16 protein-coding genes are annotated in these 16,906 nt (G+C 73.7%); 4 read left to right on the top strand and 12 right to left on the bottom strand.

Annotated features, from left to right (window positions below; translation table 11 throughout):
* Positions 1-11: 11 nt before the first annotated feature.
* The 3 genes from xerD to CRP50_RS25550 are packed head-to-tail and all read right to left on the bottom strand — an operon-like array spanning position 12 to position 2,812.
* Positions 12-920 carry a site-specific tyrosine recombinase XerD gene (gene xerD / locus CRP50_RS10210; RefSeq protein ID WP_097279060.1) on the bottom strand — a complete coding sequence of 303 codons (909 nt, stop codon included), beginning with the start codon at positions 918-920 and terminating at the stop codon, positions 12-14.
* A 7-nt stretch (positions 921-927) separates the two neighbouring features.
* Positions 928-2,691 carry a hypothetical protein gene (locus CRP50_RS10205; protein WP_141415102.1) on the bottom strand — a complete coding sequence of 588 codons (1,764 nt, stop codon included), beginning with the start codon at positions 2,689-2,691 and terminating at the stop codon, positions 928-930.
* Complete coding sequence (locus tag CRP50_RS25550) at positions 2,672-2,812, bottom strand: hypothetical protein (RefSeq protein ID WP_176525115.1); 141 nt, start codon at positions 2,810-2,812, stop codon at positions 2,672-2,674. Before CRP50_RS25550 ends, CRP50_RS10205 begins: the two co-directional genes overlap by 20 nt.
* Positions 2,813-2,987: 175 nt before the next feature.
* Here CRP50_RS25550 and CRP50_RS10200 point away from each other — a divergent pair, with 175 nt between their 5' ends.
* The 3 genes from CRP50_RS10200 to CRP50_RS10190 are packed head-to-tail and all read left to right on the top strand — an operon-like array spanning position 2,988 to position 6,058.
* Positions 2,988-3,593, top strand: coding sequence for a shikimate kinase (locus CRP50_RS10200; protein ID WP_097279058.1), 606 nt, complete (start codon positions 2,988-2,990; stop codon positions 3,591-3,593).
* Positions 3,590-4,723, top strand: a complete 1,134-nt coding sequence (gene aroB, locus CRP50_RS10195) for a 3-dehydroquinate synthase (protein WP_245913430.1) — start codon at positions 3,590-3,592, stop codon at positions 4,721-4,723. The genes CRP50_RS10200 and aroB overlap by 4 nt, the downstream gene beginning before the upstream one ends.
* A 24-nt stretch (positions 4,724-4,747) precedes the next feature.
* On the top strand, positions 4,748-6,058 hold the full coding sequence (locus CRP50_RS10190; protein ID WP_097279056.1) for an HlyC/CorC family transporter: 1,311 nt from the start codon (positions 4,748-4,750) through the stop codon (positions 6,056-6,058).
* A gap of 13 nt (positions 6,059-6,071) precedes the next feature.
* Here CRP50_RS10190 and CRP50_RS10185 read toward each other — a convergent pair whose 3' ends face one another.
* Positions 6,072-7,415 carry a bactofilin family protein gene (locus CRP50_RS10185; protein ID WP_176525114.1) on the bottom strand — a complete coding sequence of 448 codons (1,344 nt, stop codon included), beginning with the start codon at positions 7,413-7,415 and terminating at the stop codon, positions 6,072-6,074.
* 220 nt (positions 7,416-7,635) lie between these two features.
* Here CRP50_RS10185 and CRP50_RS10180 point away from each other — a divergent pair, with 220 nt between their 5' ends.
* Positions 7,636-8,100 carry a hypothetical protein gene (locus tag CRP50_RS10180; protein WP_097279054.1) on the top strand — a complete coding sequence of 155 codons (465 nt, stop codon included), beginning with the start codon at positions 7,636-7,638 and terminating at the stop codon, positions 8,098-8,100.
* A gap of 28 nt (positions 8,101-8,128) precedes the next feature.
* Here the strand turns inward: CRP50_RS10180 and CRP50_RS10175 are convergent, their stop codons facing one another.
* The 8 genes from CRP50_RS10175 to CRP50_RS10140 all read right to left on the bottom strand — a co-directional run bounded on the left by CRP50_RS10175 (position 8,129) and on the right by CRP50_RS10140 (position 16,836).
* Positions 8,129-8,614 (bottom strand): RNA pyrophosphohydrolase, encoded by a 486-nt coding sequence (locus CRP50_RS10175; protein WP_281257911.1) that lies wholly within the window; start codon positions 8,612-8,614, stop codon positions 8,129-8,131.
* Between the two features lie 22 nt (positions 8,615-8,636).
* The gene (locus CRP50_RS10170) at positions 8,637-10,349 is read right to left on the bottom strand and encodes a divergent polysaccharide deacetylase family protein (RefSeq protein WP_097279053.1); all 1,713 of its coding nucleotides are present in this window, start codon (positions 10,347-10,349) and stop codon (positions 8,637-8,639) included.
* 88 nt (positions 10,350-10,437) lie between these two features.
* Positions 10,438-11,805, bottom strand: coding sequence for a S41 family peptidase (locus CRP50_RS10165; RefSeq protein ID WP_097279052.1), 1,368 nt, complete (start codon positions 11,803-11,805; stop codon positions 10,438-10,440).
* A complete protein-coding gene (locus CRP50_RS10160; RefSeq protein WP_176525113.1) occupies positions 11,802-13,199 on the bottom strand; it encodes a murein hydrolase activator EnvC family protein in 1,398 nt (465 codons plus the stop codon). Before CRP50_RS10160 ends, CRP50_RS10165 begins: the two co-directional genes overlap by 4 nt.
* A gap of 62 nt (positions 13,200-13,261) precedes the next feature.
* Positions 13,262-14,842, bottom strand: coding sequence for a 2,3-bisphosphoglycerate-independent phosphoglycerate mutase (gene gpmI / locus CRP50_RS10155; RefSeq protein ID WP_097279050.1), 1,581 nt, complete (start codon positions 14,840-14,842; stop codon positions 13,262-13,264).
* Between the two features lie 109 nt (positions 14,843-14,951).
* Positions 14,952-15,494 (bottom strand): biotin transporter BioY, encoded by a 543-nt coding sequence (locus tag CRP50_RS10150; RefSeq protein WP_217992031.1) that lies wholly within the window; start codon positions 15,492-15,494, stop codon positions 14,952-14,954.
* A complete protein-coding gene (locus CRP50_RS10145) occupies positions 15,491-16,090 on the bottom strand; it encodes a CbiQ family ECF transporter T component (RefSeq protein ID WP_097279049.1) in 600 nt (199 codons plus the stop codon). The genes CRP50_RS10150 and CRP50_RS10145 overlap by 4 nt, the downstream gene beginning before the upstream one ends.
* Positions 16,078-16,836, bottom strand: a complete 759-nt coding sequence (locus CRP50_RS10140) for an energy-coupling factor ABC transporter ATP-binding protein (protein WP_097279048.1) — start codon at positions 16,834-16,836, stop codon at positions 16,078-16,080. The genes CRP50_RS10145 and CRP50_RS10140 overlap by 13 nt, the downstream gene beginning before the upstream one ends.
* Between the last annotated feature and the right edge of the window lie 70 nt (positions 16,837-16,906).

The raw sequence follows: 16,906 nt of genomic DNA, 5'->3' as shown, positions 1-16,906 counted from the left end.
AGGCTCCGGCGTCAGCCCTTGCCGGCCAGCGGGTGGTGGCGGTTGACCAGGCTCTTCAGGCGCTCGTCCAGCACGTGGGTGTAGATCTGCGTCGTCGAGATGTCGGCGTGGCCGAGCATCTGCTGCACGCTGCGCAGGTCGGCGCCGTGGGCCAGCAGGTGGCTGGCGAAGCTGTGGCGCAGGACGTGCGGACTCACCTTGCCGGGCGACACCCCCGCCGCCGCCGCCACGTCGGCCAGCATCTTGGCGAAGCCGTCGCGGGTCAGGTGGCCTTCCTTGCTGCGCGAGGGGAACAGCCAGCGGTTCTTGCGCGCCACCGCCTCGCCGCCGAGCAGCTCCGCCCGGGCCGTCAGCCAGGCGCGGGCAGCATCGCGGGCGGGGGCGGACAGCGGCACCATGCGCTCCTTCGAGCCCTTGCCGCGCACCACCAGCACCGGCTGGTCGCGGGCGACGGAAGCGAGCGGCAGGCTCACCAGCTCGCTGACGCGCAGGCCCGTGGCGTAGAGGATTTCCAGCAGCGCCACCGCCCGCAGGCCGCGCGCGCCCTCGATGCGGCGGGCGGCGGCGAGCAGGCGTTCGACCTCTTCCTCGCTCAGGTACTTGGGCAGCGGCCGGCCGAGGCGCGGGCTGTCGATGGTCGCCGTCGGGTCGTCGGCGCGGGTGCCCTCGGCGAACAGGAAGCGGAAGAACTGCCGCAGCGCCGACAGCCGGCGGTTCATGGTGCGCGGCGTCATGGCGGCGGCGGCGAGGCCGGCCAGATAGGCGCGCAGGTCGTCGGCCGTGGCGGCTTCCGGCGCCCGCGCGCCCAGGTGCTCGGCGAAGTCTGCGAGGTCGCGGCCGTAGGCGTCGATGGTGCGCGGGCTCGCCCCACGCTCGGCCACCATCATTTCGAGGAACCGTTCGACGTGACGCGAGGTCATGCTGCGCTCACACTCCTGCGGCCGCCATGGCCTCCAGCGCCAAGGCCTTGGCCTCGCGCTCCAACCCGACGCGCTTGAGTGCCGCCACGGCGCGGAACAGCGCCTCGGGATGCACGGCGGCCGGACCCTCGTTGCCGAGCGCCACCAGGGCCAGCGCCACGGTCTCGCCCATGCGCCCCTGTGCCGCCGCCACGTCCATCGCGCGCAGGATGGCGGCGTCGGGCACCGGGGCGGCGTCCACGGTGGCGTCGGTCAGCGGCGTCAGCCAGTCGGCGGAAGCCACCGGCTCGCCCAGGGCCTGCAGCAGGCCGAGCACCAGGGTGTGGCGACGGTCGAGCTGTGGCTTCGGGGTGCCGGGCGGCTGCGTGCCGCGCCAGGCGGCGATCATCTCGGGGCTGAAGGGACCGGCGGCGGGGGCGTCGGCGACGCGCTCGTAGGGCCACAGGGCGCGCAGGGCGGCCTCGTCGCCGGCCCGGCGGGCTTCCTGCACCCAGGCGCGGGCGGCGTCGGGGCGGGCGGCGGCGAACAGGGCGCGGCCGGCCGCCGCGGCGAGGCCGGGCGTCGGCGGCAGGGCGGAGACGGTCTCGGCGTAGAGCTGCGCGTTGGCGGCATAGAACGGCGTGAAGCGCGGCCCTTCCAGCGCGACGGCGAGCAGGCCGGCGTCCATCTGGCGGCTCAGCACCTGCCAGACGGCGGCGCGGTCGGCGGCGGTCTTGGGCGCGGCGGGCGGCGCCGGCACCGTCTGGGCGGCATAGAGCGCGGCCAGTTCCGCCGGCGGCAGGGCGCCGGTGGCGGCGGCGCGCTCGGCCAGGGCGAGGCGGTCGGCTGCGGGGCCGTGGCGGGCGACGGAGGCCACCAGCCAGGGCGCGGCCCCGTCGCCGAGGGCATCGGCGGGCAGGCTGGCCCCGGCGGCGCGCGCCATGGCGAGCACCAGCGGGTTGGCGGCGGGCAGGCTCTTCAGGCTCGCGGGCTTGATGCCGGACAGCTGATCGGCGGCCCAGAAGAAGGGCGCATCCTCGTGCCCCGTCTCGCGCAGCATGGCGACGGCGAGCTGCGCCTCGGCGGCGCGCTTTTCCACCAAGGCGCAGAACGCGGCGGCTTTCTGCCAATAGGGGCCGTCGAAGCGGCGGACGCCGTCGGCGGCGAGCGGGCAGGCTTCGGCGGGCACGGCGTCGGCGGTCGCCTGGGCCAGCAGGGCGTCGAGCAGGGCACGGCGCACCGCTTCCGAGCGGTCACCCTCGGGCACCGCTTCGGCGAGGCGGGAGGCGGCGGGCGCTTCGCCGATCAGCCGCAGTTTCTCGATGCGCAACGGCAGCAGGGCGGGGGCGCCGGGGGTCGGCTGCGGCGCCGCGGCGGTGCTGGCGAGCAGGCGATAAGCCAGCTCGTGCATCATGGGTGACGGCGCCCCGGCCGGCAGCTTGGCGATCAGGGTCGTCGCCAGCTCGGCACCGGTGCCCTGCCACAGGCGATAGGGCAGGCCGCCCGTGCGTTCCTCCAGCAGGCCGACACCGGCGGCGCCGGGCGCCTCCAGCGGCGCGGCGGTGATGCCGGACAGGCTGCGGCTTTCCGGCCGCGGCTGGCTCTGCTGCGGCGCCGGGGCGGGTGTCGGCTGAGCCGGCGCAGGCGCGGCCTCGGTGGTCGGCGCCGACGGGAACAGGCGCACCGGCCCCTGCTGGGCGGCGGCGGGCGCGGCGCTCAGCGCCAGCACGGCGGCCGCGGCGGCGAGGGTGCAGGCGCGGCGGCGGCGCACGTCAGCGCTGGAAGCGGTCATTGCCGATCACCTTCTCCACCTGCGCCGTCGGAGGCGGCATCTCCCACGTCGCGAGGAAGCCGACGCCCGCCACGATGACGGCCAGGACGAGCAGGATGAGAATGCGGGAGAGGGTGCGCATGTACGAGACAGATCCTTGATCCGCGATGGCGACGACTGGCCCGCCGTCGCCGCAGAAAGCAGCGACCGGACCCGGGACAGCCCGTGCGGGGTATGCTATACGAACCGATTATGGCAACAGGACGGCAGTGTAATCCCTTGACGAATCGCGTGCAACGCACGGCGGAGGCGGGCCGATGACCGGCGTCTGGCTGACCCCGCCGCATGTGGACGCGCCCTTCGCCTTGCCGCGCACGGTGGTGCTGGTGGGCCTGATGGGCGCCGGCAAGAGCGTCGTCGGCCGCAGGCTCGCCCACCGCCTGCACGTGCCCTTCGTCGACGCCGACACCGAGATCGAGAAGGCCGCCGGGCAGAGCGTCGCCGACATCTTCGCCACCCTGGGCGAGGGCGCCTTCCGCGAGGGCGAGCGCAAGGTCATGGCCCGGCTGCTCGACGGCGAGCCTTGCGTGCTGGCCGCCGGCGGCGGTGCCTTCATGGCCGACGACACGCGCCGCCGCATCCGTGCCCGCGGCATCAGCGTGTGGCTGCGGGCCGACCTGGAGACGCTGGTACGCCGCACCGCCGGCCGCTCGCACCGGCCGTTGCTCAACCAGGGCGACCCGCGGGAGAAGCTGCGCGGCCTGATGGATCAGCGCTACCCCGTCTACGCCGAAGCCGACATCACCATCCAGGCCGGCGAGGAAAGCCCCGACGCCACCACCGAGCGGGTGCTCGACGCCCTGCGCGAATGGATCGACGGCAACGGCCCCCTGCCGCCCGAACCCGTGGAGACCGAGACGTGAGCGACGCCGCCCTGGACCCCGCCGAAACCCTCCGGGTGGAGCTCGGCGACCGCAGCTACGACATCGCTGTCGGCGGCGGCCTGCTGGCCGAGGCGGGCGCCCGCATGGCGCCGGTGCTGCGCCAGAAGCGCGCCTTCGTGGTCACCGACGCCACCGTCGCGCCGCTGCACCTCGGCCGCCTGACCGCCTCCCTCGACGCCGCCGGCATCCGCCACGACACCCATATCCTGCCGGCCGGCGAGGCGACCAAGAGCTTCGCCCACCTCGAAAGCCTGCTCGACGCCATGCTCGCCGCCAAGTGCGAGCGCGGCACCATGATCGTCGCCCTCGGCGGCGGCGTGATCGGCGACATCACGGGCTTCGCCGCCTCCGTCCTCTTGCGCGGGGTGGACTTCGTGCAGGTGCCGACGACGCTGCTGTCGCAGGTGGACAGTTCGGTCGGCGGCAAGACCGGCATCAACACCCGCCACGGCAAGAACCTGGTCGGCACCTTCCACCAGCCGCGCCTCGTGCTCATCGACACCGACACCCTGACCACCCTGCCGCGCCGCGAACTGCTGGCCGGCTATGCCGAGGTGGTGAAGTACGGCCTCATCGACAGCCCGGGCTTCTTCGCCTGGCTGGAGGAGACCGGCGCCGCGCTGATCGACGGCGACACCGCCGCCCGCCGCCGCGCCATCCTGACCAGCTGCGCCGCCAAGGCGCGCGTGGTGCAGGCCGACGAGCGCGAGGGCGGCGTGCGCGCCCTGCTCAACCTCGGCCACACCTTCGGCCACGCGCTGGAGGCCGAGTGCGGCTACGGCGAGACTCTGCTGCACGGCGAGGCCGTCGCCGTCGGCATGCTCATGGCCTTCGAGCTGTCGGCCCGCATGGGCCTCGCCCCGGCCGCCGACGTCGAGCGCCTGCGTGCCCATCTGGCGGCGGTCGGCCTGCCGGTGGTGCCGCCGCGCCTTGAAGGCCGCCGCATGGACGCCGATATCCTCGTCTCCCACATGGCGTCGGACAAGAAGGTGGCCGACGGCAAAGTCACCTTCGTGCTGGCGCACGGCATCGGCCGGGCGTTCCTGTGTCGCGACGTCGATCCCGCCGTGCTGCGGGGCGTCGTCGCGGATTTCGTCGCCGCCTCCTGACCTCCACCACGGAAGCCGTTCCCCATGACCACCGCCATGATCGTTTCGCTGGTCGCGATCGTGATCTGCCTCGTCCTGTCCGCCTTCTTCTCGGGGTCGGAAACGGCGTTGACGGCGGCGTCGCGCCCGCTCATGCACGAGATGGAACGCAAGGGCGACAGCCGGGCGGTGGTGGCCAACGGGCTTCTGGCCAAGCGCGAACGGCTGATCGCCACCATCCTGCTCGGCAACAACCTGGTGAACATCCTGGCGTCGTCGCTGGCGACCAGCGTGCTCATCGTGCTGTTCGGCGAGGGCGGCGTCGCCATCGCCACGCTGGTGATGACGGTCCTCATCCTGATCTTCAGCGAAATCCTGCCGAAGACCTATGCCCTGACCCATACCCACCGCATGGCACTGGGCGTGGCGCCGGTGATGCGCTGGCTGGTGATGGTGCTCGGCCCGCTGACGGCGGTGATCCAGGGCATCGTTTCGGTGGTGCTGCGGCTGATCGGCGGCGGCGAGCGCCCCCATACCGCCACCATGGCGCTCGCCGAGCTGCGCGGCGCCATCGAGATGCACACCGCCCAGGCCGCCGAGGCCGAGGGCGACCGCACCATCGTCCACGAACGGGCCATGCTGCGCAGCGTGCTCGACCTCGCCGACGTCGAGGTGAGCGAGATCATGATCCCGCGCGGCAAGCTGGTCACCATCGACGCCGACCAGCCCACCGCCGACGTGGTCAAGCAGGTGCTGGCGAGCCCCTACACCCGCATCCCCCTGTGGCGCGGCAAGTCCGACAACATCGTCGGCATCCTGCACGCCAAGGCGCTGCTGCGCGCCGTGGAGGCCCACAGCGGCGACATTTCGGAACTGGACGTGGTGAGCATCGCCTCGCCGCCGTGGTTCATCCCCGACGCCACCCGCCTGCTCGACCAGTTGCAGGCCTTCCGCCAGCGCCGCGAGCACTTCGCCCTGGTGGTGGACGAGTACGGCGTGCTGCTCGGCATCGTGACGCTGGAAGACATCCTGGAGGAGATCGTCGGCGACATTTCCGACGAGCACGACATCGCCGTCTCCGGCGTGCGGCCGCAGCCCGACGGGTCCTACGTCATCGACGGCGGCGTCACCATCCGCGACCTCAACCGCCAGTTCGACTGGAACCTGCCCGACCAGGAAGCGGCCACCATCGCCGGTCTGGTGCTGCACGAAAGCCGCACCATCCCCGACCCCGGGCAGACCTTCCTGTTCCACGGGTTCCGCTTCGAGGTGCTGCGCCGCCAGCGCAACCAGCTGACCAGCATCCGCGTCTCGCCCATCCGCGACGAGGCGGCCGAAGCCGACGCTCAGGCCTGAGGCCGACCGTCGCCTACTTCGGGCCGCACTGGCGGGTGGAGACGCACTTGCCGGCCTCCGGCCCCGTATCCGAACACTGAACCACCCACACGCAGCCCTCGGCATCGGGCGGCGAGGTGACGGCGCGCGGCCGGCTCTGCTGGGCCGGCACCGCCGGCGGCTTGCTGACCGGCGGGGCGGCGGCCGGCTCGGCCTGGGCCGGCTTGGGCAGCGGGACGGGCACGCCGGGCGCGGCGGCTTCGACGGCGGGAGCGACCGGCGGAGGCGGCGCGGGCGCCGGCTCGGGTGTCGCCGGCAGGCGATCGGCGGGCGGCGGCGGTCCGTCGGGCACGGCCGGAACGGCGCGCACCGGCGCAACGGCGGGCGAGGGCTCGGGCTCCGGCCGAGGGGCCGGGGGCGGTACGGCGGGCGGTTCCTTTGCCACCGGCACCGGCGCCGGCGGTTCCGGCGGCGCCTTCACCACGGGTAGCGGCGGCGGCGCGACCGGCGGAGCGACGACGACGGGAGCGGGGGCCGGGGCGGGCGCCGGAGCGGCGGGCAGCGGCGGTGCGGCCGGCGGTTCCGGCGGGGCCGTGACGACCGGCGGTGGCGGCTCGGGGTCGGGCTGTCGGGCCTCGATCGGCGGCGGCGGCTCGGGCGCCTGGACCGCGGCCGGCGGCGGAGCGGGGAGCGGCGGAGCGGCGGTGGCGGGGGCCGGTTCGGGCGCGGCCGCCGGCGCGGGGATAGGCGCGGGCGTGGGGGCCGGAGCGGGCGTCGTCCAGCCGCGCACGGTGGCGGCGACGCTGCCGGCGGAATCCATGATCAGGCGGCGGCCGTCGGGGTCGGCGAGCAGGGCCGCGGCGGCGACACCGCCGGTCACCAGCAGCGCCAGCGCCACCAGCGGAGCGCGGCGGCGCGGTGCGGCGGGCCTGGCGGCGGCGGGCGGTGCCAGCGGACGGGCCGGTGCGATTGCGGCGCGCGGCGGGGCGGCGGCGCGGCCGTCGCCGATGCGGAAGGTTTCCTCGGGGATGGGCGGCAGCACGGCCATGCGCGGGCTGTCGCGTTCCACCGGGTGGAAGCGGGCCTCGACGTCGCAGGCGGGATCGATGGACAGCGCCTCGTATTCCACGTCGCCGCGGAAGCGGCAGCCGTCCAGGAAGGCGACGGCGCGGGCCTTGACGGTGCCGGCGACCGTTCCGGCCGAAGCCATGCGCCCGGCCCCGACACGGGCGTTGAGGCGGCCCTGCACGCCCACCACCAGATCGGCGACAGCCACGTCCCCCTTCACCGCCCCTTCGACCTCGAGGCGGCCGGGGGAGTGGATGGTCCCGATCACGGTCAGGTCGGGCGCGAAGAAGGATGCCTGTTTGGCGGTCATGGGGCGCGCGTGTCCTGCGTCGTCGCGCTCCGAGTATACCCATTTCCGGCGCAGGTGCCAGCGCAACCCCCCGGCGGCGGGGGCGACCCGGAAAATTCTGCCGGGTTCCCGGCAGGACGTGCCGACGCTTCCTCGGCTGACGCGAGGATTTCCGCGGGTTCCACCCCGGCCCGCCGCTTGCATGGCGGCGGGACGACCTTTTCGCCCAGGATGGCCCGCCATGAAGATCGACACCTCGACCCTCGCCGCGTCCACCGCCGCCGGTTCGGCGTCGGGCGCCGCCGTCAACCTCGCCGGCGGCAGCAAGGCCGACGCCGAGAAGGCGCTGGAGTTCCAGGCCCACCTGAAGGATCAGATCCTCGACAAGGGGCTGATGGGCTGGGCCAAGGAACAGTGGGAGGAGAAGCTGGAAGCCAAGCTGCGCAAGGAAGTGATGGCCGAGATGGACCTCACCGACGCGCAGCTCACCTCCATGGAAGAGACGCTGCGCCGGACCATCGAGAACATGATCCAGCAGCAGATCGAAAAGAAGATGCAGCAGGCCATGGGGGCCGGCCAAACCGGCGGGGCGGGCCTCGCCGCCGACGAGCCGCAGAAGCCGACCGGGGTCGCCGGCGCCGGCATCACCAACCGTACCGGCCTGTCTCTGCCGGCGTTGACGCTGGCCCAGGGCTGGGGCGTCTGAGAACGGGCTTTCGGCCGGCGGCGGCGGGTCAGCCCGCCGCCAGCGCCTTGGCGCGCGGGCCGAATTCCGCCACCAGCGCCTCGTAGATGGGGCGCTTGAAGGCGACGATCATGGACGGCAGCTCGTCCACCGGCGCCCACTTCCAGGCATCGAACTCCGGGTGGCGCGTCGCGATGTCGATGTCGGCGTCCTCGCCCGTGAAGCGCAGCAGGAACCACTTCTGCTCCTGGCCGCGGTACTTGCCCTTCCACACCTTGCCGATCAGGTCCTCGGGCAGGTCGTAGCGCAGCCACTGGCTCGACTCGGCGACGATCTCCGCCTTGGCGGTGCCGATCTCTTCCTCCAGTTCGCGCAGGGCCGCCTCGTGCGGCGTCTCGCCCTTGTCGATGCCGCCCTGGGGCATCTGCCAGGCGTCGGGCGTGTCCTTGCGGCGGGCGACGAAGACGAGGCCCTGGTCGTTCACCAGCATCAGGCCGGCGCACTTGCGGTAGGGAAGGTCGGTCTTGGCGGTCACGGATGGGCCTCGGCAGGATCTGTCAGGGACGGACGACGGCGGACACCGGCGCCAGCGCGATGCCGCGGGTCTGGGCGTCGGCCAGCCACTTGGTGACGGCGTCGAAGGCGAGCGGCGTCGGCTCGATGACGGCGAGCGCGCTGCCGCGCTCGCGGGCGATGGTTTCCAGCGCCTTCAGGCGGGCTTCGATGGCCGAGCGGAAGGGCCGCTCGTCCAGGGCGAAGTCGGCGGCCACCGTCGGCGCCTGCGTCTGGCCGTAGCTGGCGAGCTGCACGCCGCCGGCGGGATGGACGTAGAGCAGGCCGGAGCGCGCCACGGTGTCGAGCACCGGCTTCATCAGCTCCGGCTTGGCGGTGAAGGTCCTGCCGCCGCGGCCGAGCAGGCCGACGTAGCCCGTGCCCTTGGTCAGGATGGTGTTGAGGCGGATCAGGTTGTCGTTGGTCGGCAGCAGCGAGTTGAGGCCGAGCGGCCCGGGATCGTGCGCCGGGAAGCCGCGGTCCTCCATGGGCAGCGACAGCATCACCTCGTGCCCCGCCTCGCGCGCCCGCTGCATGGCCGGCGCCACGTCGAAGCCGTAGGGGCTGAAGGCGAGCGTGACGCCGGCCGGCAGCTTGGCGATGGCGGCGTCGGTGGCGGCCGGCAGCAGGCCCAGGTCGGCGACCACGATGGCGACGCGCGGCGTGCCGGCGGGCGCCTGGAAAGGCTTGGCGTAGGCGGTCCAGGCCTTGCGGCCGTCGGGCGCGGCGATGGGCAGCGGCCCGGCCGGCGTGTTGCGCACGAGGTCGGAGACCGGCGCGCTCGTGAGCGGCTCGGGCTTGCCCGCCGGGTTGGGCAGGCCGTCGAAGCTCGGCGGCGGCGCGGCGGCCGTGCGCGGGTCGGGCTTGTCGACGTCTTCCAGCGCCGGCGCGGTGGTTGTCGGTGCGGCCGGCGGCGCTGCGGGGTCGGCCGGCGGCGTGGTGACGGCGGCGGTCTGCGGCGCGGCCGGCTGCTGCGCGGCCGGCTGTTGAGCGGCTTCGGCGGGCTTGGCGGCCTCGGCCGGCTTCGGTGCCTCTGCGGGGGCGGCGGCCGTCTGCGCCGGCTCGGCCGGCTTGGGCGCTTCGGTCGGTGCCGCGGGCGTGGCGGCGGCGTCGCCGCCTTCGGCCAGCCAGGGGCGGCGGGAGACGGAGCGATCGGTGGCGGCGGTGGGGTCGATCTCGGGGGTGCCGGCGGTGCTCGGCGTGCCGCCCCCGAGGCCCGGTGCGGGCGGCATGGGCAGCGAGACGCGGGCGCCGGAGTCCTGCGGCTGGGCGGCGGCGGTCGCGGCGGCGCCGGACCCGGAGTTTTCGGCCGCCGCGCCGTCGGCCGGGGCCGCTTCGGCGTGCTGTTCGGTCTCGGCGGCGTGGTCGCCGTCGAGCAGGCCGCTGGTCATCACCCACCAGGCGCCCCCGCCGGCGAGCGCGGCGGCGCCGATGCCGATGGCGGCGAAGACGGCGATGCGCTTGCCGCCGCCGCCCCGGCGGGCCGGCCGCTCGTCGCCGTCGTCGTCCTCGTCGCCGCCCCAGGCGTCGTCGTCGAGCAGGTCGTCGAAGTCGCGCGCCGGCCCGGCCTCGGTGCCCCCGCCGGCATCGTCGTCGTCGCCGTCGGGGCCGAGGCCCGGACCCAGGGTAGAGCCCGTGAAGAAGGGTTCGTCGCGCCCCTCTTCGGCGGCGCGAGCCTTCTTCTTGCGGGACAGCAGGCCCTTCAGGTTCAGAGCCATGGCGGCGGGTCCTCAATCAGCCGGACGGCGCGGCTTCGAAGCGAAGCCGCGCCGGCGGAAAGCATATACCAGAACGGTTGCCGAAGGGTTACCCCTGGCGATTGCCGTAGAGCGCGAGGCCCCGCAGCAGATCCAGCGCCCGGGTCAGCTGGTAGTCCTCGGCCTGCTCGGGCGCCTCGGCGGCCCCGTCGCCCGCCGGGGCGGCGCCCGGAGGCACGGTGGCGCCGGGGGTCGGCTGGATGGCCGGCGCCTGCTCGGCCGGAGCCTCGCCCTCGCCGTCGCCGTTGGGGTTGGCGAGGGCGCCGCGCAGCGACGCCTCGCTGCGGCGCGGGAAGCGGCGGTCGAGCGCCTCGATGTGGGCCTGTTCCACCTTGATGTCCGGCTCGATGCCGAGCGCCTGGATGGAGCGACCCGAGGGCGTGTAGTAGCGCGCCGTGGTCAGGCGCATGGCGCCGTGGCCGGGCAGCGGGATGATGGTCTGCACCGAGCCCTTGCCGAAGCTCTTGGTGCCCAGCACGATGGCGCGCCGGTGATCCTGCAGGGCGCCGGCGACGATTTCCGACGCCGAGGCCGAGCCGTCGTTGATGAGCACCACCACCGGCTTGCCGTCGGCCAGGTCGCCGGTGCGGGCGTTGAAGCGCTGCGTTTCCTCGGCCTCGCGCGAGCGGGTGGAGACGATCTCGCCGGCGTCGAGGAAGCCGTCGGACACCGCCACCGCCTGATCGAGCAGGCCGCCCGGGTTGTTGCGCAGGTCGAGCACCCAGCCCTTCAGCTTGTCGGCGCCGATGTCCTTCTTCAGCTCCGTCATGGCCTTCTCGAGGCCGGCGTAGGTCTGTTCGCTGAACGACGTGATGCGCACGTAGCCGACGTCGCCTTCGGCGCGGGCGCGCACCGACTGGATCTTGATGACGTCGCGCGTCAGGGTGACGTCGAAGGGTTCCTGGTTCTTGCGGCGGATGGTCAGGTCGATGTCGGTGTTGACCGGGCCGCGCATCTTGTCGACGGCGTCCTGCAGGGTCATGCCCGAGACGTCTTCGCCGGCGATGTGGGTGATCAGGTCGCCCGGCTGCAGGCCGGCGCGGAAGGCGGGCGTCTCGTCGATGGGCGACACCACCTTGATGAGGCCGTTTTCGACGGTCACTTCGATGCCGAGCCCGCCGAACTCGCCGCGGGTCTGGACCTGCATGTCCTTGAAGTTGTCGGCGTTCAGGTAGCTGGAGTGCGGATCGAGGTTGGTGAGCATGCCGTTGATGGCCGCCTCGATCAGTTCCTTGTCGGTCACGCCCTCGACGTAGTCGCGCCGCACCCGTTCGAACACGTCACCGAACAGGTCGAGAAGGCGGTACGTTTCCTCGGTATTGCGGCTTTCCGGCGCCTCGGCCGCGTGCAGCGCCGGAACGGCGCCGATCGACAGAAGGGCGAAGGCAGCCGTCGCGATCGCAAGTTTCCGCTTCATCCGCTGATTTTACCTTTTTTCGCCGAGAGCCAGGGCAGGGGATCGATGGGCTGCCCATCACGGCGCAATTCCACATACAAGCTGGGCGCGTCCGACCGTTCCATGACGCCCACCGGTTCGCCCGCCAGAAGCCGCTGACCCACCTGCGCGTCGATGCGGCTCATTCCAGACAGCAATGTATGATATCCGTCGGCGTGTTCAAGGATCAAGAGATGGCCATAGCCGCGGAAGGGGCCGGAAAAGGCCACCATGCCGTCGGCCGGCGCCACCACCGTCGCCGCCGGGCGGGTCTCGATGACGATGCCCTTGGAGGTGTTGCCCGGCGTCGTCTCGGCGCCGAAGCGGGTGGAGACGCTGCCGCGCGCCGGCAATGGCATGGCGCCCCGCATGTCCGACAGCGGTCGCAGCGCCGCCTGGGTCACCCCCGGCGCCGGCCGCGGCGTGGTCGCTCCGACGGGCGGCGGGGGCATGGCGCCGCCGCTGGCCGTCACGGTTTCGCCCGCCGAGGGCGGCGGCTGCAGGGGCTTGGGCTGCGGCACGGCGAAGGTGCGCTCGGGCGGCGGGGTGGGCTTCTGCGCCACGTGGGCGGCGACGCGCCGCGCTTCCTCCAGCGCCCGCTGGCGCGCCAGTTCCTCCTCGCGCCGCTTGCGTTCCTCGGCCAGCTTGGTGAGGAACTCGCGCATGTTTTCCGCTTCCTCCGACAGCGCCTGGGCCTTCTGGGCGGCCTCGGCGGAGCGGCGGGTGGTCTGTTCCACCAGCTGCGCCTTGCGGGCCACCAGGTCCTGCAGGCGGGCGTGTTCGGCCTCGAATTCGGTGCCGAGCGCCGCGATCTGGTCGCGCTGGGCGGTGATGGCCTCGCGCACGTCGGTCAGCCGGGCGAGGTCGCGGCGCAGGGCCTCCGCCTCGCTGCCCAGCGCCGGCACGGCCGAGCGCATGAGCAGCGCCGAGCGCACCGTGTCCTCCGGCGATCCCGGCTGCATGAGCAGGGTTTCCTTGGGCCGCCACGACAACCGCTGCAGGGCGGTCAGCACCTGCGCCATCTGGGCATTGCGCGCTTCCAGGCTGCCGCGCAGCTCGATCTCTTCCCGCGTCAGGTCGGCCATGCGGGTTTCGAGGTAGGACAGGCTCTCCTCGTAGTCCTGCACCTTGGCGGCGGCGGCGACCAGACGGCTGCGCAGGTCCTCCACCTCGGCCGACAGCGAGCCGGCGGTCTTGGACAGCGTCTCCTGCTCCTGCCGGCTGCGCTCGATTTCCTGGCGCACCTCTTCCAGCTTCTTCTGGGTCTGCGCCTCGGGGTTGGCGGCGGGGTCCGGCGCGGCCACGGCCGCCCCGGCGCCGCCGGCGATGAGCGCGGCGGCGAGCAGGGAGAGGCGGAGGGGCAGGCGGAGCGGCACGGACAGCGGCCCTCCTCCGGGCGGCGTTGCGGGTCGGCGGTAGGGCGGCGGGCCGCCGGCCGTCATTCGGCCGCGGCGGCCTCCGCCTTGGTCTGCAGCAGCGAGCGGCCGGTCATCTCGGCCGGTTGCGGCAGGTCCATGAGGGCGAGCAGGGTGGGCGCCAGATCGGCCAGCCGCCCGTCGCGCAGGCCGGTGACGCCGGCCGGCGCGCCGATCAGCAGGGCATCCACCGTACCGACGGTGTGGGCGGTGTGCGGCTCGCCGGTTTCCGGGTCGCGCATGAGTTCCAGGTTGCCGTGGTCGGCGGTGACGATCATGGCGCCGCCCGCCTTCAGCACGGCGGCCTCAACGGCGGCGAGGCTCGCGTCCACCGTCTCGGCGGCCTTCATGGCGGCTTCCATGATGCCGGTGTGGCCGACCATGTCGCCGTTGGCGAAGTTCACCACGATCAGGTCGAAGCGGCCCGAGCCGATGGCGTCCACCAGCTTTTCGGTCACTTCCGGCGCGCTCATTTCCGGCTGCATGTCGTAGGTGGCGACCTTGGGGCTCGGCACCAGGATGCGCTCCTCGCCCGGATAGACCCGCTCCTCGCCGCCGTTCAGGAAGAAGGTGACGTGGGCGTACTTTTCCGTCTCGGCGATGCGTAGCTGGGTGCGGCCGGCCTGCGACACCACCTCGCCGAGGATGCCGGTCAGCGTCTCGGGCGGGAACAGGGCGGTGAGCCACGCGGTGTGGGCGACCGAGTACTGCGCCATGCCGGCGGCGGCGGCGAAGGCGACGACGCGGGTGCGGGCGAAGCCGTCGAAGGCCGGGTCGAGCAGCGCCTGGGTGATCTCGCGGGCGCGGTCGGCGCGGAAGTTGGCGAACAGCACGCCGTCGCCGTCGCGGGCGCCCTGGTAGTCGCCGACCACGGCCGGCACCACGAACTCGTCGGTCTTGCCGGCGGCGTAGGAGGCGTCGACCAGCGCCAGGGCGTCGGCGTGGCGCTCGCCCTCGGCGTCGACCATGGCGTCGTAGGCGGCGCTCACGCGGTCCCACCGCTTGTCGCGGTCCATGGCGTAGAAGCGGCCGGCGACCGTCGCCATGGCGGTGTCGGGCAGGTCGGCGACGTCCGCGAGGAAGCGGGCGGTGAACTCGCGGCCCGACTGCGGCGGCGTGTCGCGGCCGTCGAGGAAGGCGTGGATGCGCACCGGCACGCCGGCGGCGGAGACGATCTTCGCCAGCGCCACCATGTGGTCCTGGTGGCTGTGAACGCCGCCGGGGCTGAGCAGGCCCATGAGGTGGCAGGTGCCGCCGCTCTGCTTCAGCTTCTCGATGAAGGCGGTCAGCTCGGCGTTCCGGGCGAGCGAGCCGTCGGCGACGGCCTGGTCGATGCGCGGCAGGTCCTGCATGACCACCCGGCCGGCGCCGATGTTCATGTGCCCCACTTCCGAGTTGCCCATCTGGCCTTCCGGCAGGCCGACGGCGAGCCCGGCCGTCTCCACCAGCGCCCGCGGGGCGCTCGCCATCAGGCGGTCCCAGGTCGGCGTGTTCGCCTGCGCGATGGCGTTGTCGGTCGGGTCGTCGCGGTGACCCCAGCCGTCGAGAATGCAGAGGACGACGGGCTTCGGCGTGCGGCGGTCGGAAGGGCTGGCGCTGCTCATGGGACCTGTCTGTGTCCTGGATCGGGGGAGATGGATCTGGTGCCGAACATAAGGCGGCGGGGGCGAAACTTCCACCGGGAAGCGCCGCCCTCGCCGGACGGGGCAGGCGTCAAGCCAGCACGCGGGCGCGCCGGACCTCGCGAGCCACGGCGGCGGCGATGAAGGCCTTCAGGATGTCGCCGGGGATGAACACGCCGACCACGGCGGCGGCCTTGGCGAGCGGCATTTCGGTCACCAGCGACAGGCCGGGGATGCCGAAGGCGTAGAGCGTCAGGATGCCGCCGACGACGGAGGCGGTTACGCCGGCCAGGATCGGCCGCGCCTCGGGCATGGCGCGGTAGACCAGGCCGACGACGATGGTCGCGATGGGCCAGCCGATCAGGAAGCCGACGGTCGGCCCGGCGAACACGCCGAGCCCGCCGCGCCCGCCGGCCAGCAGCGGTGCGCCGAGCGCCACCACCGCCAGGAACACCAGCACGGCGGCGGCGCCGCGCCACGGGCCGAGGATCAGGCCGGCCAGCATGATGCCGAGGGTCTGTGCCGTGATCGGCACGCCGCCGGCGAAGGGAATGGTGATCTGCGGCACCAGGCCGAGGGCGGCGATGAGCGCCGCGAACAGCGCGATGCGGGCGACGGAGGACTGCAGGGTCACGGTCGTTTCTCCACGAATCCGCCGCGGGCGTGCAGGGCGTCCGCGGCACGGTCGGCGTCGTCCATGGCGCCGATGACGAAGGGCGTGAGCAGCCGCCAGTGCGGCCGCCGGGGGGATCGGGTGCGCCAACTGTCGCCCAGCGCCCGCCAGCGCTCGGCGAGCAATGGCGCGAAGCGCAGCGTCATGGCGATGGCGACGGCGACGGGGCGGGTCGGCACGCCGAGGCGGCGCAGCGGGCTCATGCCGCGGTCGAGCGCCGCCAGCATGTCCGACAGCGGCGTCAGCGCCGAGACGATGCCGGCGAGCGTCACCAAGGCGGCGATGCGCAGGCACACCGCCAGCCCGAGGCGCCAGTCGCCGAGCAAGGCATGGGCGGCGAAGGACAGCACGATCACCGTCAGCAGCGGCCGCAACTGCCGCACCGCGCCCAGGCTGCCGGTCACGGCGGCGAGCAGCAGCACCGCGGCGACGGCGGCGGCCAGCGGCGCCAGCCCGTCGAGGCGGAACAGGGCGATGCTGGCGACCGCCAGCAGCAGCAGCTTGAGCCCGGCCGGCAGGCGGCGGGCGGCGGGTTCGAGCAGGTTCAGGCGACCCATGACGCGGCGGCCTCCCGGTCCGCGCCGCCGGCGTCCTCGTCGGGACCGGCCGCGAGGCGGTGCATGGCGGCGACGAAGGCGGCCAGCACCGCGTCCGGCGGACCGTCCTGTTCGATGCGGCCGGCTTCCAGCCACAGGATGCGGTCGAAGCCGGCGAAATCCTCGGCGTCGTGGCCGATCACCAGCACCTGCTGCGGCAGGCCGGCGATGAAGCGGGCGAGGCGCAGGCGGGTGGGGATGTCGAGGCCGGCGTAGGGCTCGTCGAGCACCAGCACGCGCGGCGCCATGACCAGCACGGCGAACAGGCACACCAGCCGCCGCTGCCCTTCCGACAGCGCCGCCACCGGGCGTGCCGCCCAGTCGGCGACGCCGTGCTCGGCCAGCAGGGCGCGGGCGCGGTCTTCGGCTTCGGCGCGGCGGGTGCCGAACTCCACCAGCCCGAAGGCGATCTCCTCCGCCACCGTCGGGCAGAGGATCTGGTGATCGGAGTTCTGGAACAGGAAGCCGACGCAGCCCACCGACTCGCGCGTGCGGGCGGCGGGGTCGAGGCCGTGGACGCGCACCTGCCCGGCGTCGGGCGTCAGCAGGCCCTTGACGACGCGGGCCAGCGTCGACTTGCCCGAGCCGTTGCGCCCGACGAGGCCGATGCGCGGCTCGGTCAGGGCGACGGAGACGGCGTCGAGGGCCGTGCGCCCGCCGCGCCGAACGGTGACGTCGGTAAGAAGGATGCCGGTCTGGTCGGTCACGGCCTGCGGTGCTCTATCCCGGTGGCGACCCAAGGGCCAACCTTTGGCACGAGGCGGGCCGACTCGGCAA

Source organism: Caenispirillum bisanense (assembly GCF_900230255.1).
GTDB lineage: Bacteria > Pseudomonadota > Alphaproteobacteria > Rhodospirillales > Rhodospirillaceae > Caenispirillum > Caenispirillum bisanense_A.
The sequence above is the reverse complement of the archived record's forward strand: the minus strand, read 5'-3'. Positions and strand labels throughout refer to the sequence as shown.

Bases quoted from the DNA above. Each gene is read 5' to 3' on its own strand.
- xerD (WP_097279060.1), bottom strand. From the start codon at position 920: ATGACCTCGCGTCACGTCGAACGGTTCCTCGAAATGATGGTGGCCGAG.
- CRP50_RS10205 (WP_141415102.1), bottom strand. From the start codon at position 2,691: ATGACCGCTTCCAGCGCTGACGTGCGCCGCCGCCGCGCCTGCACCCTC.
- CRP50_RS25550 (WP_176525115.1), bottom strand. From the start codon at position 2,812: ATGCGCACCCTCTCCCGCATTCTCATCCTGCTCGTCCTGGCCGTCATC.
- CRP50_RS10200 (WP_097279058.1), top strand. From the start codon at position 2,988: ATGACCGGCGTCTGGCTGACCCCGCCGCATGTGGACGCGCCCTTCGCC.
- CRP50_RS10190 (WP_097279056.1), top strand. From the start codon at position 4,748: ATGACCACCGCCATGATCGTTTCGCTGGTCGCGATCGTGATCTGCCTC.
- CRP50_RS10185 (WP_176525114.1), bottom strand. From the start codon at position 7,415: ATGACCGCCAAACAGGCATCCTTCTTCGCGCCCGACCTGACCGTGATC.
- CRP50_RS10180 (WP_097279054.1), top strand. From the start codon at position 7,636: ATGAAGATCGACACCTCGACCCTCGCCGCGTCCACCGCCGCCGGTTCG.
- CRP50_RS10170 (WP_097279053.1), bottom strand. From the start codon at position 10,349: ATGGCTCTGAACCTGAAGGGCCTGCTGTCCCGCAAGAAGAAGGCTCGC.
- CRP50_RS10165 (WP_097279052.1), bottom strand. From the start codon at position 11,805: ATGAAGCGGAAACTTGCGATCGCGACGGCTGCCTTCGCCCTTCTGTCG.
- gpmI (WP_097279050.1), bottom strand. From the start codon at position 14,842: ATGAGCAGCGCCAGCCCTTCCGACCGCCGCACGCCGAAGCCCGTCGTC.
- CRP50_RS10145 (WP_097279049.1), bottom strand. From the start codon at position 16,090: ATGGGTCGCCTGAACCTGCTCGAACCCGCCGCCCGCCGCCTGCCGGCC.